General features: G+C 48.0%; 13 protein-coding genes and 1 pseudogene. 4 read left to right on the top strand and 10 right to left on the bottom strand.

Annotated elements, in window-relative coordinates; genetic code table 11:
* Window positions 1-31: 31 nt before the first annotated feature.
* The 4 genes and pseudogenes from A7317_RS21690 to A7317_RS21670 all read right to left on the bottom strand — a co-directional run bounded on the left by A7317_RS21690 (window position 32) and on the right by A7317_RS21670 (window position 4389).
* On the bottom strand, window positions 32-220 hold the full coding sequence (locus tag A7317_RS21690; protein WP_069077445.1) for a DUF6429 family protein: 189 nt from the start codon (window positions 218-220) through the stop codon (window positions 32-34).
* A 110-nt stretch (window positions 221-330) separates the two neighbouring features.
* Window positions 331-1533, bottom strand: a pseudogene (tnpC, locus tag A7317_RS30210) (IS66 family transposase).
* A 237-nt stretch (window positions 1534-1770) separates the two neighbouring features.
* On the bottom strand, window positions 1771-2943 hold the full coding sequence (locus tag A7317_RS21675) for an alginate O-acetyltransferase AlgX-related protein (RefSeq protein ID WP_081329236.1): 1173 nt from the start codon (window positions 2941-2943) through the stop codon (window positions 1771-1773).
* A gap of 9 nt (window positions 2944-2952) precedes the next feature.
* Entirely contained in the window at window positions 2953-4389 is a 1437-nt protein-coding gene (locus tag A7317_RS21670; RefSeq protein ID WP_069076795.1) for an MBOAT family O-acyltransferase, read from the bottom strand.
* Between the two features lie 460 nt (window positions 4390-4849).
* On the opposite strand from A7317_RS21670, the gene A7317_RS21665 reads away from it, so the two are divergent.
* The 4 genes from A7317_RS21665 (at window position 4850) to A7317_RS21655 (ending at window position 8373) form a co-directional block, all read left to right on the top strand.
* On the top strand, window positions 4850-5602 hold the full coding sequence (locus tag A7317_RS21665; protein WP_069077444.1) for a hypothetical protein: 753 nt from the start codon (window positions 4850-4852) through the stop codon (window positions 5600-5602).
* A 17-nt stretch (window positions 5603-5619) separates the two neighbouring features.
* Window positions 5620-6390, top strand: a complete 771-nt coding sequence (locus tag A7317_RS30205; RefSeq protein ID WP_081329235.1) for a PIG-L deacetylase family protein — start codon at window positions 5620-5622, stop codon at window positions 6388-6390.
* Window positions 6391-7039: 649 nt separating this feature from the next.
* Window positions 7040-8038, top strand: coding sequence for a glycosyltransferase family 2 protein (locus tag A7317_RS21660; protein WP_069076794.1), 999 nt, complete (start codon window positions 7040-7042; stop codon window positions 8036-8038).
* Entirely contained in the window at window positions 8035-8373 is a 339-nt protein-coding gene (locus A7317_RS21655) for an EamA family transporter (RefSeq protein ID WP_069076793.1), read from the top strand. Before A7317_RS21660 ends, A7317_RS21655 begins: the two co-directional genes overlap by 4 nt.
* Before the next feature lie 17 nt (window positions 8374-8390).
* On the opposite strand, the gene cysC is transcribed toward A7317_RS21655, so the two are convergent.
* The 6 genes from cysC to A7317_RS30910 form a co-directional block, all read right to left on the bottom strand.
* Window positions 8391-8984 carry an adenylyl-sulfate kinase gene (gene cysC, locus A7317_RS21650; protein WP_069076792.1) on the bottom strand — a complete coding sequence of 198 codons (594 nt, stop codon included), beginning with the start codon at window positions 8982-8984 and terminating at the stop codon, window positions 8391-8393.
* Window positions 8985-9019: 35 nt separating this feature from the next.
* On the bottom strand, window positions 9020-10384 hold the full coding sequence (locus A7317_RS21645) for an ABC transporter ATP-binding protein (RefSeq protein ID WP_069076791.1): 1365 nt from the start codon (window positions 10382-10384) through the stop codon (window positions 9020-9022).
* A complete protein-coding gene (locus tag A7317_RS21640) occupies window positions 10374-11213 on the bottom strand; it encodes an ABC transporter permease (RefSeq protein ID WP_069076790.1) in 840 nt (279 codons plus the stop codon). The genes A7317_RS21645 and A7317_RS21640 overlap by 11 nt, the downstream gene beginning before the upstream one ends.
* Before the next feature lie 237 nt (window positions 11214-11450).
* Window positions 11451-12950 carry a hypothetical protein gene (locus tag A7317_RS21635; protein ID WP_069076789.1) on the bottom strand — a complete coding sequence of 500 codons (1500 nt, stop codon included), beginning with the start codon at window positions 12948-12950 and terminating at the stop codon, window positions 11451-11453.
* 28 nt (window positions 12951-12978) lie between these two features.
* Window positions 12979-14247 carry a glycosyl transferase gene (locus tag A7317_RS21630; protein ID WP_069076788.1) on the bottom strand — a complete coding sequence of 423 codons (1269 nt, stop codon included), beginning with the start codon at window positions 14245-14247 and terminating at the stop codon, window positions 12979-12981.
* On the bottom strand, window positions 14244-15893 hold the full coding sequence (locus A7317_RS30910) for a glycosyltransferase (RefSeq protein ID WP_172831356.1): 1650 nt from the start codon (window positions 15891-15893) through the stop codon (window positions 14244-14246). Before A7317_RS30910 ends, A7317_RS21630 begins: the two co-directional genes overlap by 4 nt.
* Window positions 15894-15943 lie beyond the last annotated feature (50 nt).

Below are 15943 nucleotides of genomic sequence, written 5' to 3'. Positions count from 1 at the left end.
CCCCAAACAAGCGGTTGGCTATCTGCCGACCTCACTCTAGCCCTTCAGCCGTGAACCGGATTGATTTGTTCTTGTTCACAGGACTACTGATGAAACCGTATTCATGCAATCGGCTCACGGTCTCGAAGTCGAGCTTTTTCCACGCATTGCCGTTATCAAAACTGAAGGTTACCAACAGGGGCAACACGGCTTCCTCAATCCGTTTATCATCGTATTCCATGATCGTTGCTCCGCCTGTATTCTTTAACCTCATCGTAAACCCCACCAGCCATCAAGATGGATAGAATATTAACTATACGATACTGGTGAGCATTTCCAGGACAGTAAAGCTTAAAGAGCCGCCGGCAGGCACTCAAGGGTGTGGTGTAACCACGTATAGGGCCCCACTGTAAAGTTGGGCACTAGCCGTCGTACCTTTGGGCGTGTCACTGAACAACCAGTTCTTTCTTAGGATCCCAAAGGGCCTGATAGCTCTTTCGTCAGGTTGTTGTCGATTGGCAGATGTACTCCTCGATGTACTGCTCAAGTTTGTTCCAGTTGCTCGCCAGGTAGTTGATGGCTTTGCCTGTTGATCAGGTCCTGTGTGATGTCGGCCGGCCCCCCTCGCCTTTGGGTTGCACTTTTTGCGCTTCGACAAATTTTCGCCGTGCATGCACCCAGCAACCTAAACGCTCAACCCCTGCCTGCGTGCCCAGCGCTTTGTAACCAGCGTAATCATCGGCCATCACGTAGCAGCGATAGCCATCAAGCAGGCGCGTCGGCACTTCCTGCGCCCCACTGATGGGGTAGTAGAAAAGGATCACTGGTTTGTAGAGCGGGCCGCCGGTTTGCGCACACTACTTGTCTCTCGATCAGGCTCTTTCAACACCTGTACCCGAGTTTCATCGCAATGGATGATGCGGCTTTCCAGCAACTGGTCGCGCATTAAATTCAGCGCTGGCTGTAAGTGTTCGCCGCACTGGATAACCCAGCGGGCCAAGGTCTGACTCGGGATATCGATTCCATGGTAGCCCCGTAGCATTTCGAAACGGGGAAGCGGCAAACCGTCCACGTATTTGATGGTCTGCAGCATCGCTAGCACGCTTGGGCAGGCCATGCTTTTCTGAATCAGTTGAGCCGGCTTGTCCGCCGTGGCCGGTGCCGTTTCACAGGCACGGCAATGTAGACCTTACGAAAATGTTTGATCACTCGGATCTACATCGGCAGGGTTTCAAGCTGCTCGCTGACCTGCTCGCCGATAGCGTGTTTGCGGCAGCCGCACGCATAGGTCAGTTCATTCCCGGACAGTTCATGGATGACTTGATGCAAGGGAGATCGGCCGGCAGCAGTTTGCGCTTACCAATCCGCAGTGGTCGGCGCAACAGCTCCCTCTTCGGCGGCTTAATCGATGGGTTCTACGACGCTTTCCGCTTCATTGAACAAGGCTAGCTGCAGCGTTTCCGGGTCAGCCACTTGCTCAGACCTGCGTCCGAACAGGCGCTGACGCAACAGCGAATTTTCTCCTTTGATATCCACTTCGACCAGGCCATCAATGGATTTCGAAAGTCGACGAGCTTAGCGTAGAGATAGACTTTTTTACTTTTTACGTCGGGTCGCATCATGGCGGACCGGCTCATGAGGGAATCGGAAGCACAGCATCGGGGATTAGGTGGCCACTTTGAATGTCGGGTTAATGGAGCGCTTAGAAATCTGCAAGACACATTGGCTTGGCCCCCGTAATATGTCCTGCCTGCGCCAAACCAATGTGCGAAATTGCTGTGACAGATGTTGTCAATGGTCTTCTAAAGTGGGCATGACACTCATAGTGTGCCGGGTTCCCGTTTCAATAATGACAATTGCAACAGCGTCTGGTTTGAACTTCTCAATGAGGTCAGTACGAAAGAAACCGTCCTGCACATGCGCCATGACAATCGTATCAAAGTGCTCTTTCAGAAGTGGCAGCAACTCAGTTGAGAATGAGTCCCTCAGAAGGAGTAGCGTCTTTCCGGTTTTAGCGTCGGTATGAAGAACCTGCGGCCCAACCCAGCTATGGTTGTCACTCAGGAAGGTCGTTTTTTCAGGAGGATGGGTCACCATCCCCGCAAACGAGACCCGATCATGCGGGACGAAATCCGCTATCCCAAGCATCAATGACAAATCTCTGGGAATCCCTGCCTTTGAGAGCCCAACCGGTGTAAACGCAGTCAACGGCAACGGCTGCATGCCGGCAAAGTCTTTAGACAATCTGGTCATTAACTGTTTGTAAGCAATATAAGCGCCCAATCCCGTCCAATGCGTGTCGTACTCATCATAGAGCTTTTGATTGTGTCGCTCTTGGAAAATGGCTTCACGAGGATCTACGATTTGATCGAACCCTGCTTTTTTTGAAGCACTGATGATTTCATCAACTTCAGTATTAACTCTATGCCCAGGCATCCAACTAGGTCGATTTTCGGGATAGATATCCTCCTTCACAGGAGCTACCATGAAATAAAATTTCGCGCCTCTTTTGTTCAGGTAATCCACGCGTTGACGAAACCCACTTACCCAAGCATCAATATTTGGTTTATCCAGAATTAAATCACCTGACATAAGTACCAAGTGACTACCATCATCATAAAATAGCCAGCCGTTCTGGCCGACAATAATCCTTTTCGAACCCGAATATCCGAGTTTGTAACGAATAAAATTCAACGCCGCAATCATATGTGCACGCAGTGGAAACTGGTCGATTGCGAAGGCGTCCAACTTTGCCGGCAATATCGCCCAGTCAGCGAGACTTTTCGGAACCCCGGGTGCACTTGCGAGTACCCGGTTCTCAGACATACCTGGCTCAGCAACATTGAACAAAGTAAACAAGTGGATGACGAAAACGACCACCAGTACTCCAACAACCAAAGACCACCAATGATAAGTACGTCGGGTCTTTATAGACAGCTCACTACTTTCGGATGCATGGCTCATTTATGCGCCTCAGAATCGGAAATATAGAAATGGGTTAAGAGAGCTGCTTGCAAGTAGCACCACACAACAAACCAGCCCACCCACCAACAAAAAAACAGGCAGAGCATGAACATCCGCGGCATCTCGACCATGCATGCCGGGTTCCGTAGACCCATTGATTCTCGTTAGATTTAGCTGTGCGCAGACCCACGGAATAATAGGGAATGACAGAGCAATTCCTGCGGCCAGCGCAACTATTGTTTCAGGCGTCATCCAGACCATCATGGGTTGCCATTCATGCTGGGGACTGTCGAAACCCGCTAGCGCCTTGATAATGACCCATGCGTCATCAAAACTATCGGCCCTGAAATACACCCAGCCAACCATGACCACCAGTAACGTGTAGAAGCGCGCCAAAATAACAGGGACGGCCTCGAGTACTCTTTTCAAAAATACTCTCTCCAATACAACGAACACACCATGAAACATCCCCCAAAAAATAAATGTCCATGCTGCACCGTGCCAGAGCCCCGTCACAAAAAATACAATCAGCAGGTTTCGAATTGTCGAAACCTCTCCCCCCCGACTGCCACCCAGTGGTATATAAACATAATCTCTGAACCAAAAAGAAAGAGACATATGCCAACGCCGCCAAAACTCTGTGATCGACGTTGAGGAGTATGGATAGTCGAAATTTTTAGGAAATCTGAACCCCAACATAAAGGCGAGACCGATCGCCATATTAGAGTAGCCACAAAAATCAAAATATATCTGTATTGTATAGGCAACTGTACCAATCCAGGCAACTGTAGACGTCACTCCCGATGGATCAAGACTAAACAAATGATCAGCTGCCGGCGCGACCGAATTTGCGATCATTACCTTTTGACATAGCCCCACAATGAAATACTGAACACCCAGGCCGAACTTTTCTACACCCACTGTTCGATGATGCAATTCAGTCTCAATGTCGGTATATCGAACAATCGGGCCCGCGACTAAATGCGGAAACATCATCACATAAGTAGACAGCCGCACGATACTATTTTCAGGGCGGATCGTTCGTCTATATACCTCGACAAGGTAGGACACTAACTGAAAAATAAAAAATGAAATACCAAGTGGCAGATGCATGCCAAGGTGGGGAGACTCAACACCTAAAACCCCGAAGATGATATCAACCAAAAATTGGCTATACTTAAAAACGCCTAACACTAAAAGATTGACAATAACAAACACACCCAGCGCCCACCTACGAAGTGGTCCGACTGCTGAATCTATTATCTTTCCCGCACTAAAATTAATTATCAACATAGCCATCAACAGCAATAAATACAGCCCTTCCCCCCAAACATAAAATACTGCGCTGGCAGTAAGTAAAAATGCGTTTCTGACCCCCGTCAAATAGTAAAACAAAAGAAAAACAGGTAAGAAGTAAAAAATAAACACGACCGAGCTGAAAACCATTTCTTATTCGTCCATAGTAAATTTTTTGCGGAAATCTACCACAAAACTGCGACAACTCAACAAAATACGACAACCCAGCCCTAGATTTCTCGCCCCATCGTCAAGATAGTGACCATCCTCTGCCCAAGCGCGCTTCCCCCCTCTCAGCCAGGCCCTAAAATGACGGACACCGAGGACGAATTTTCCCGTGGAGCGCTGCCTGCTCTTCGCCAAGAGGGTAGAATTAAAACGGTTGGTAGGTTTAGCAGAATGCAAATAGCCCACCGATCAACTCTGAGCATTGGGAAAGAAGAAAACTGAATTTGATCAAACTATTTGTAGGTTTCTGCCCAACCATTTACAATTTCCCGGCCGACCACCCGCCTAATTGGCCAGGATGCTGACGCGCAAAAAAAAGCTTCTAGCTTGATCAGGTATGCGCAATAAAATCTACAGCTTTCACAGGGAGCGAAACTTAATAATGAGCAACTTATTGGATGATGGCATTCATATAGCCAAGCGCAGCGACTATAGCAGTGAATTCATCGAACAATGGACTCGTTTATTCCGAAGATGTTTCGGGAGCTCCGAGAAAAACGCGACTCTCGTGTTTCAAAAATACCTGCTGAATGAATCAAGAATCTGTTGCTCTATTAAAAATGGCACTATGGTGGCCGCGTACTGTGGCTTAAAATTAAGCCATGGAGACTCCGCAGTTTTCCTTTCTACGGACACCATGTCCGACGGGACTCAAAAGGGTTCTTCGATTATTCTTGGAAAGCGTTTGTATAAATCATTTGCCGAAGACGATATAGCTGTCGTGTGCGGCTACCCCAATAAAAACATAAGGAAAATACGCGAAAAAGGTTTGGGGTGGACACTGAAAGGAAATCTTCACCTGTATATAGGTGTGCCGTTTTTTTGGCGTTTCTTTAGAGACGAAATCAAAGACGATGGTTTATGGAAAGCGATAAGACCAACAGGTGGATGGTTCACAAGAAAAAAGCCATTATTTTTCAACCTTCTCGGCACAGATGGATTGTACTCGTCTAATTTGGGGCTGGTAATAACGTTATCGGCTTATCGACCCGGTTATTTTTTTATTAAGATACCCGGCTTCTTTTTCGAGCCGAGAAGTTTTGGTTACAAATATCTTACCGAAGATGTAGAAAAGAACGATGCTTTTTTGAAAAAAATCACACGACTCAATCTCGACACCATTGATATACCTTAATTTCGAGAGCCCCCCGCATGAAGTTAGCTTCTATATTTTTTATGCCTCATCAAGATGACGAGTTCGGCTTATTCCACCAGATTGAGCAAGCGTTAGCGGCTGGCCGATGGGTTCGCTGTATTTACGTAACCGATGGCTCCGCCACTGCTGACCCTGATCGTCGAGACCATGAGTCACGAACCGTTCTACAGAAGTTGGGAGTTGCCACGGACGATATTGTTTTTATCGGCCGACAATTGTCAATTATAGACGGTCAGCTGCATCGCCATATTGACGTATTTGTAGACTGGCTTGATTGCTTCCTTAATGACCATCCAACTCTTCATGCCTGTTTTGTGCCAGCCTGGGAAGGCGGTCACCCTGACCACGATCTGCTCCACGCCATTGTAGTTGAGTTATTAGCAGTCCGAACACATTCAGCGACCGTCTGGCAATACCCGCTCTACAACGCTCGGAATTGTTCAGGTCCGCTTTTCCGTGTGCTATCACCACTTCCAGAAAATGGCCCCATTGAGCAGCAGTCGATCACCTGGCGAGCTCGTTTTTTCTACATAAGACTTTGTCTTTCTTATCCATCACAATGGCGTAGCTGGTTAGGTTTATTCCCATTTGTAGGTGGCCATTATTTTTATTATGGCGTCCAATCGCTGCAAGGTGTGAATCGGCATCGACTAACACAGCCTCCACATCAACAACCTCTTTATTACGAAAAACGCGGCTTTCTCGATTGGCCAACAATGTGTAGTGCTATAGAGCAGTTACATAAAAAATTATCACGCCTGGGTTAGTCTCACTCACAAAAACCGTGCTCCCTCCCAAGAAAAAAACTCTTCTAGAGAGAGCAGGACCTTGAGCTTTCCATCTTTCAAAAATTCTGTTTATTTAGACTGTTGATACATCAACCTTGAATCAACAGTCCAAATAAAGGCCCGAAAACTGCGCAACTGCTTATTCACTAATTTAGAATTAATATCGTCGCAAACCATCAGTTTTTTGCTTATTTAATCCAATGATTTCACTGCGATCCTCAATGACAAAGACGATGGTGATCAACTACCAAATAATGGCAATGCCCCAAAAAACCTGCAAGGCTCACCCCGGACTCACCATCCCGTCAGTACACGACAGCCAATCCGCCCCCTAACAAAGGCCACGCCCCTCCAGCGCCTAGACTAAGACCTCTACTGATCAGTCGTCCAAAAATCTACCACCATCAACCACAGGAAACTCTGGCAAGAAGCATCATTTCCAGGTGATCAAGCTCACAAGCCAAGAATATCTACACGCCGTCAATTTAAAACGAACCAATATTATCCTCTTCGGTCGAAAGGCATTATCGACGAGGCGCTAATGAATTAATGCCACTCAACTGTTCTTCATTACAAATGAATATGCTAGTCTCACTCAAATTTTTTGCATGAGAGATGGAGCACTCACGTGTCTGATCAAGCGACGAAAATAGCGGTTCTGATCCCCTGCTATAAGGTGAGGAACCACATATTAGAAGTTATTCGGCAGATCGGGCCGGAAGTTTTTAAAATCTACGTCGTTGACGACTGCTGCCCAGAGGGCTCAGCTGACTTCGTCGTTGAACATTGCGTCGACGAACGCGTAATCGTGTTGCGCAATCCGGTCAATCTGGGCGTTGGCGGAGCGGTAATGACGGGGTACAGGGCCGCCATCGCGGATGGAATGGATATCATCGTCAAAATTGATGGCGATGGGCAGATGGACCCGAGCCTCATCAGCGACTTTGTATCGCCCATCATCGCAGGGAATGCTGATTACACTAAAGGTAATCGCTTTTTCAATTTAGAAAAAATATCCGAAATGCCAAAAATTCGGCTTTTCGGAAACGCTGTACTTTCGTTCATGACAAAGCTTTCTTCTGGATACTGGGAGTTGTTCGATCCAACCAATGGTTATACAGCCATACACAGTGAAATAGCCAAGCACCTTCCTCTTAACAAAATAAGCCAACGCTATTTCTTTGAAACCGACATGCTTTTTCGTCTTAACACATTGAATGCTGTTGTGATTGATATCCCTATGGATGCCAAGTATGAAGACGAAGTCAGCAACCTTAAAGTGTCCAAGGTAATTGGCGAATTTTTAATTAAACACATCCGAAACTTTGGAAAACGCATCTTCTATAATTACTATCTTCGAGGCATGTCTTTAGCGTCGATAGAGCTACCGCTCGGGCTAATATTATTGACGGCAGGATCAACTTTTGGGATTAGCCACTGGATTGACTCTCTGCATGCAAATATGCCAACCCCAGCAGGCACTGTCATGCTGTCAGCACTACCGGTCATTATCGGCATCCAACTTTTACTGGCATTTCTTGGCCATGATATTGCTTCTTCACCGCGTCAAGCTTTCCATGTATTACGCAAGAAACACATACTGACTAAAAAGGCCCCCCGCTCATGACCTATCTGATAGCGTTTGCTTGTGTTCTTGGTATTGCCACCGGGCAAATTCTATTTAAGCTGAGCGCTGTTTCTTTGCATGAAAGTGACAGTTGGTTTGATACCAAAACACTGATCACTTTATTTTCAGCTTTTGCATTATACGGAATCACTACGATAGCCTGGATATGGGTACTGCAAAAAATCGAGCTAGGTAAAGCATACCCATTGATGGCCCTTGCCTTTGTACTGGTCCCCTTAGGAAGTCACTTTGTCTTTGGAGAGCGCTTTCAACCACAATACTTCATTGGCGTTGCCATTATCATGCTTGGTATTATGGTTACCGTGAAGGCCTGAAGCGGTTATCGTAATACCTATACCAACGTGCGCTCGTCCAGATAGTCCATAACGTTCGAAACCACTGTCAATACATCGTCCTCCAATGTATTGAGATGAATATCTGGTGCCTGCGGGGCTTCGTAGATGGAGTCTATACCCGTAAATTTTTTGATCAATCCCTTACGAGCTTTGACATACAACCCCTTAGGATCTCGGCGCTCGCATTCAGAAAGCGGCGCATCAATAAAGACCTCTATGAATGTCTCAGCGCCGATGACGTCGCGAGCAAGCGCTCGGTCTCGCTCGAATGGCGAGATAAACGAGGTGATCACAATAAGACCTGCATCAACGAACAAACGCGACACTTCTGCAACGCGCCTAATATTTTCCTCACGATCAGCGTCACTGAAACCCAAGTCTCGACACAAGCCCATGCGAACATTGTCGCCGTCAATCAGGTAGGTGTGTCGACCTCGCTCAACCAGAGCAACTTCAATCGCATTAGCAACAGTGGTTTTCCCCGCGCCGCTAAGCCCGGTCAACCACAACACAAATGGTTTTTGCCCTTTCATAGAGGCCCTGGCGTTAGCACTTACGCTAGAAATTTGAAATACCAGATTATTATTCATTACACAGAGTCCATTGAAGGTTGGTTATTCGAGTGTTAAATGTTTTCACCGCTGAATATTAAAACATCGGGCACACACTTAAAATCTACAACTCCTGTTGCCAACTGTTCAGTCATCGGTAGTACGCGGAATAAGCATGCATCCAACAGCCGATGAAGGTATGTTTCTTCCTCGCCAACTGCCCCCAGTACTCCTGCATTCAAAAAGTATGTACCTGGATTTAGATTGCACTCAAAGGCAAACTCAACCTGAATTATAGTGCCGGGGGCCACATAACTGATCGTATCTAAAGGGCTCATGGCGGTAGCGGCCCCGCCCAATTCGACGCCAGTCAGAGTTTTAATCATCATACCAAAGCGGACACTCATGGCAGCAAGCGTGAAGTTGACTTTATAGGTGTAACGGTATGTCCGCCCGCGTATCAAACAATTAACAGATTCGCCGGCAAGATTGACAATCTGGGGGAATTGAATGGTTGCGCCTTGGGGTTCATAGGATAGTTCACTTTGGGTTTTCAAATGTGGATCGTAGAACTCGAAAATTTCATCAATAGCATTCTTCGAGGAAGTATGCTGAACCGACTCTACAATTGAATTCAGTGTCGACAAAGTTACATCACCCTCCGCACTAACCGCTGCGCGGATATCCTTAGCCTTCTCGGCAGGAGCATAAAGTAATTTTTGATATTTTCCGATGACATTTTTGGGGGCGCCTTCCGTGAGCTTATCGCCACCGTCCAAAAGAATGGCACGATCACACAGCTCTACAATTGCGCTCCCTGAGTGAGATACAAAAAGAATTGTTGCACCATTGGCTTTAATCGCTTCAATGCGTGCAAAACACTTACGCTGGAATAGCTCATCCCCCACCGACAACGCTTCGTCGATAATAAGAATTTGCGGATCCACATGAATCGCTACAGCAAAAGCCAGACGTACCATCATACCGCTGGAATAATTTTTGACGGGTTGATCAATAAAGCTACCTATTTCTGCGAACGCCTCGATATCGGAAAACCGGGAATCTGTTTCTTCTCGAGACAGTCCAAGTACCGCTGCATTCATATATACGTTTTCACGCCCACTGAAATCCGGATTAAACCCTGATCCCAACTCAAGCAGTGCGGCCACCCGTCCAGACGTATAAACATCTCCCGAGGAGGGCGTTAGCGTCCCGCAAATAATCTGCAACAAAGTAGATTTTCCACTGCCATTGCGCCCGACAATACCAACGGTCTCGCCTTTCCTTACAGCAAAAGATATTTCGCGTAGTGCCCAAAATTCTCTGAAATATTGTTTACGCCGACCATTAAACATCTGAAAGAAGCGATCGCGCGGCGTGTCGTAAACATGGAAACATTTACTGACGGCGCTTACCCTTATTGCAAAATCAGAGCACATCGGAAAACCCTTTTCGCATCTTCTGGAACCAGAAAAACCCTCCCCAAAATACGACCAATGCAATAAGAGAATAATAAAACAATCCGACAAAATCGGGCATTACACCCCAAATCAATATATCGCGAGCTTGTTCGATTATAAACGTCAAAGGATTAGCCATGATAAGTGGTTGAAACTCTAGCGGCAAATTTTTAACGGGAAAAAAGACCGGTGCTAAAAACATCATCATGGTGGTGATAATAGTCACGGTTTGCCCTACATCTCGCAGAAAAACACCTAGGGATGCGAGAAACCACGCCAACCCCAGCGCAAGGAGTAATAACGGAAAAAGCACCAAAGGAAGAAACAACACATGCCAATGAGGAACACCGATGAGCAGGGTGTATGCCAATAGCCAAACGGTCAGGCTGACCAGCGCGTGAAATAGCGCCGCACCTGCAGCCACGACAGGCAAAATTTCGAGAGGGAAAACTACTTTTTTTACATAGTTGACGTTCCCTACAATCAGGCTGGGAGCTCGATTAAGAATCTCCGCAAACAGGCCATATACGATCATACCGATGAATAGCACAACGGCGAACATGGCCTTACTTTCTTCTACCCCGTTCTCAGCTATTCCCCAGCGAGAACGGAATACTACAGAAAAAACAAAGGTATATACCGCAAGCATCAGTAACGGGTTGAGAAAGGACCAACCCAGACCAAGAAACGATCCCTTATAGCGACCAACTACTTCGCGCCTCGTCATTCGACCAATCAACTGGCGATTCAACCACAAACTACGTAACAGAGCCCACATGGATATCGGTTGAGGGGCATGCGGATTCATCGCCTGCCCTCTGTATTTTCCAGCGTACCCAGTTGAATATAAATATTGATATCCGTTCTCCTCAAGTCCGACCTATACCGCTTCCAAATATAAAATAGATAAGCAGTCGAGGCATCACCATCTCTAAATTCACCAAAAGCCCTCTAAAACACCCAGTGGCGCCACCGAAAAGAAGGAACCACTAGGAGAACTGCCATGATGTAATGTGATCCTTAGAAACCCGGCTTACTCTTCATCTTATGCTGATTCAGCAGCACAGACGGGTGAAACCTGCCACTCTTTTTCACCACACTCCGTGTCACTCTTCTTTTCGACACCGAACAGAAGAATCAAGCCCAACACCATCACTAATGGTATCGTTGCAAATAAATATCGAAAATCCGAAGCGATGCTGGTCGGTAGGAAAGAGCCATACATCAGGAGTGTCGCCAGAGCAATAACTCCACCTATGGTTTTAACAGGCCCTGGGGAGATTCTGCGTGCACCGATGGCAACAATCACTATAAGCGCCGCCATCCAAAAAACATGACGGTAAATTGGCCAACTGAAAAAAGACACGGCCATATCATATATTCTTTGAGCCCTTGGGGTAGTTCCCTGCCTGACTCCCGATGCAGCCAGATACTCTGGATTACCTTCCACACCAACAAAGACGGGCAGCGTGCCATTAAGCCCTCGCAGCCCCAGCAATGTCGCATAGGTTGTAAAACGGTGCTCCATATAAGCACTCGGGTTCTGCTTCACCATCTCCCACCACTCATGCCGAAGCGTTTCGCTTGGTATGGCGGCGAACCAAGCACGAACAACTGGGTTCAGATCAAGAAAGTCAATTCTACTTGGATCGTAAACAGACTTGATGGCAGCAAGCTGCTCTTGAGTCACAGGGTTAGCAAGTTGGTTAGGGGGTAACTTTGAATTGCTGATGATACCCGCAAGGTCAAACTGAATGATGCTGCGAAACCCCACAGAACTGGCGCGATCCCCAGCTCCCGTCACGGTCGAGTTGGCCTGATGCTGAATTCCCAAGACAGCACTTGCGAACAAAACAATGATCAGCGAAGCACCTAGGATTTTTTTAGTCGATTTGAAGGAATAAAGAGCAACAATCAGCGATAGCAACAGGACGGGCGCCATGAACACCCCTTGCTGGCGAGTCTGATATCCGGCGCTTAGAAAAATTATCGACAAGCCAATACACCAATACCGACGCAAAGGTGAGCCCACCGTTGCGGCAATAGCGCATGCGCTAGAAGCTGTTAATAACGATGCGAAGATTACGTCTTTCCATACAATGCCTGAATAAATGAAAACGATGGGATTCATTATCAGGAGGAACGCAGCGAGCACTCGCCACGTTGGAACATCACGAAGTCCCTGAGCGGCGCGCATCTGCAACATCGTTAATACAACAACTGCAAAGGCTCCATACAAAAGTATTGAATTGATCATTACGAACATCGCAGCAGATAGCTCTCCCCCACCTAGCCACCTGAGCAGCGCCGACATGAAGGGGGGGCCCCAACTCACAGATCGGCCTATATGGGCCTCGTAGAGCTGTATGCTCGTGTCCATCGACATCTGCCCAGGCGCATGCATCGCAATCGCTGCACATGCAAGTACGAAGGTGAGCAAAATAATGAGCCGGCTGACACTGCTCGAATTAATAGCAAGCAACGCATGCAAAGTCTTGCTTTGAAGTATACCCGGTCGCTGTTGTTTAACATCCATTACTGACATTTCAACAAGTCCTGTTCAGCGATAAAAATCATCGGGAGATGCGCTTCATAACACCGGGAACACCTTCCGTACGAAGAACTTCCCATGCGCGCTTGGCCAACAATACACCGTGACGTGGGTCGTCCAGTACCTGTCCCAAATGTGCGCGAACACGGCTAGAACTGAAGACCATCGGAACGCCACCCGCCTGATAACCTGGCGTCAAAGCAGACGTCACCCGAAGTATTTCCGCTGCCGAAGATTCAGAATCAAAAAGGGCCGGAAACTCCACGCGCCCCTGGGATTCCCACCAGGCCAGGTAACCACCACCTTCAGTTGCAAAAGGATCAGGAAAGGCTTGTTGCAGATCCAATCGCTCGCGATAAATGAGTCGTGCGGCCTTGGGAATGACAGTGCCGTCGGCAAAACGTGAAAATGCCCAAGGTACTTGGCTTAAAGGGTCCTTGCCCAAATCAGCAATCGTATCCGCGTACCATTTGATCAGCGCGTGTGCAGTCGGTTGGTTCGCAGCGTTTTTCCAAGCCATGGTCCGATGCGCACCGCTGTCAAAACCAGTGAAGTGATAGAAGCCAAGAGGCTGGCCGTCCACCATCACGCTATCTGGCAACTCACCAGTAATCTGCCGAGTAGTAATGTTCCATGGAGCTACGTTTAGACGCGACGTTCGAAGGATGCACACGCCCTCGAAAAATGCTGGTACCAGATCGATCCAACGTTGATCGGTGAACAATCCATTGTGAATTTCAGCGCGACAGAAATAATAGAGACGGTCCGACCACCACTGAGCAAACTGCTTGCCTGTTTCCGTAGGCGCAACGGCGAGGAAACCCAGGTTGTAAATGCCGTGCTTCAGGCTGGAGATCTCGTTATCCATGATGGCGGCTAATGTCGGCTCTGGGGTGACCTGGTGAGGCGTCAGCGCAATATTTGAATGCTGGAGGGCCTCCAGTACATCATTCAAAGGTGAAAACAATACGGTGTCCGGGTCAAGGTAGATGACACCGGAGCAATCTTTACGATCAAGCAGACGAGCCAGGAGGAACGGCTTGATGGCCGTCGATAACTCAACGATGGTGTGACAAAACGCCCAGCCGTTCACATCCGGTATGTCGAGGCTGCTGATAGGATGAATTTCATCAAACGGCTCTGCAGAAAGGTCCAGACCGGCGGGTACTTCATCCGACAACGCCAAGTGCACGACCCAGTCAGGATGGTATTTTTTAATCGATTCGACCAAAGCCCGGACTTTTGGAATGTAATTACAGGCCGCGCTGGTATAGACATGTATTTTTTTCAAGAAATAACCTTAAGACTTAAAGGGTGAAGAAAGCGATCAAAAGCCAGGATATCTTCAAGCAAACCCGGGCCATCCTGTCGCTTTGCGATGTAACCGGTATCCAGACTCCGCACTAAATCAGCTTGAGCGCCCAAGTCCAGACAGATCAATGGCAACTTCATCGATAGGATTTCGTGGGCGACAAAGGAAAATGTTTCAGGGCAAATTGATGGCAAAAACGCAATACTGATCCCATATTTTTCAACAATTTTGGGTAAATCATCCTGTGCGTAAGGCCCCGTTTCCTTCACCACCGGCGCAGGACAAGGTGCATCCAGATTTCCAATAACCACGATTCGAACTGGCGCGTCCGTCTGACAAATTGCCTCAGCCAGACTTTCCAGGACGCCCGCTCCTTTATGATGGGAAATGGAACCTATCACCCCAATCGTCAGATATTTTTGCGGCTTTTTCGGAAGGCTGACTTCGCGAAGCGGCTTCACATAGTGAGGACACAGTTTAGCCCTGGCTCCCATGCCGGGATAAGCCCGCTCAAGCAGGGCAAGAGACGACGTTGAAAAGCAACGAACTTCATCCGCGCACCTCAGCAACTCCCCCCACATTTCGCGCCAACGTACAATTGACCGCTCACCAGCGAGGGACACAAATCCATCGGGATGGTTATTCAAACAAGAATGACAGCGTGTTATCGAAGGTATGCCGCAGTACTGCCCCTTATCGTCCAGTAGGAAGTGCGACGGGCAGACAAGAAAATACTCATGTATCGCCACGACCAGGCTAGCCTTGGTTCGCTGCTTCAAGACCAGCATAAACTCTCTAAGATTTTGCGGCTGGGGGAAAGAGACCGCACAGTTGAAAAAGACCTCTCTTAGATCTGCACGCACCAACAGTTCAACCAAGCTGTTCAAGTTCGACAGCTTGCACGAATAGGACCCGTTGTGGTCGCGTACTTCGACAAACGTCTGCATGGACGACACGCGGAAGCTAAGCAATATCACGGTATCGTCGGCTGCACTCCAGGCAGACGCCACACGCTCGCGAAAGAGATTGGCCCCTCCACCCATTGAATGATCAATCAACAAGCGGCAAGGCCGATTCTTCAGACGTGCTGCGAGAGCGACTTCGTCCTGGCTCATTAACGTTGGATTTCGCCCACGATACCGGAGGAACTTTTTGATCAGCGTCCTGATGTTTCCCCGGCGTAAGTAAGCCCAGGCGCGCTTGGCGAGATATATGCTCTCTGCCACTTCTGCTCCGGATGCTGTGTCGAGCGCAGACAGAGCGAGTTCGTGGCGACCTGTCACTGCATCCTGCATCTCGAAAACCAACTCGACTTTTTCCGGAGGCTCACCTCCCCAGCCAGCGATAACCATGAAGCCCGAATTTCCCGCTTGGTCATTATCCGGAAACGCCGACGCAACATCTTCGCGCACCCTGCCCAGCGACACGGCAACACGCTCGACCCGCCCATCAGCGAAGAGCATATTCAGGTGCGACTGAACGATCTTATGTTCATGATCCAGCGCCCATCCGAAGCCGAACAGACCATGGGGATGACGAACGAAATGATCTATTTGGCAGATCAAGGTCGTTGACCGTACTTCTGCTTGATTGAGACGCGGCACGTCAGAACCCACTACATCCATGTGTATCTGTTCCAATATCGAGTTACCATCACAAAAATTCTTTGACATTC

Origin of the sequence: Pseudomonas fluorescens, assembly GCF_001708445.1 — a bacterium.
GTDB lineage: Bacteria > Pseudomonadota > Gammaproteobacteria > Pseudomonadales > Pseudomonadaceae > Aquipseudomonas > Aquipseudomonas gorinensis.
This window is presented reverse-complemented; position numbering and strand designations above follow the sequence as displayed.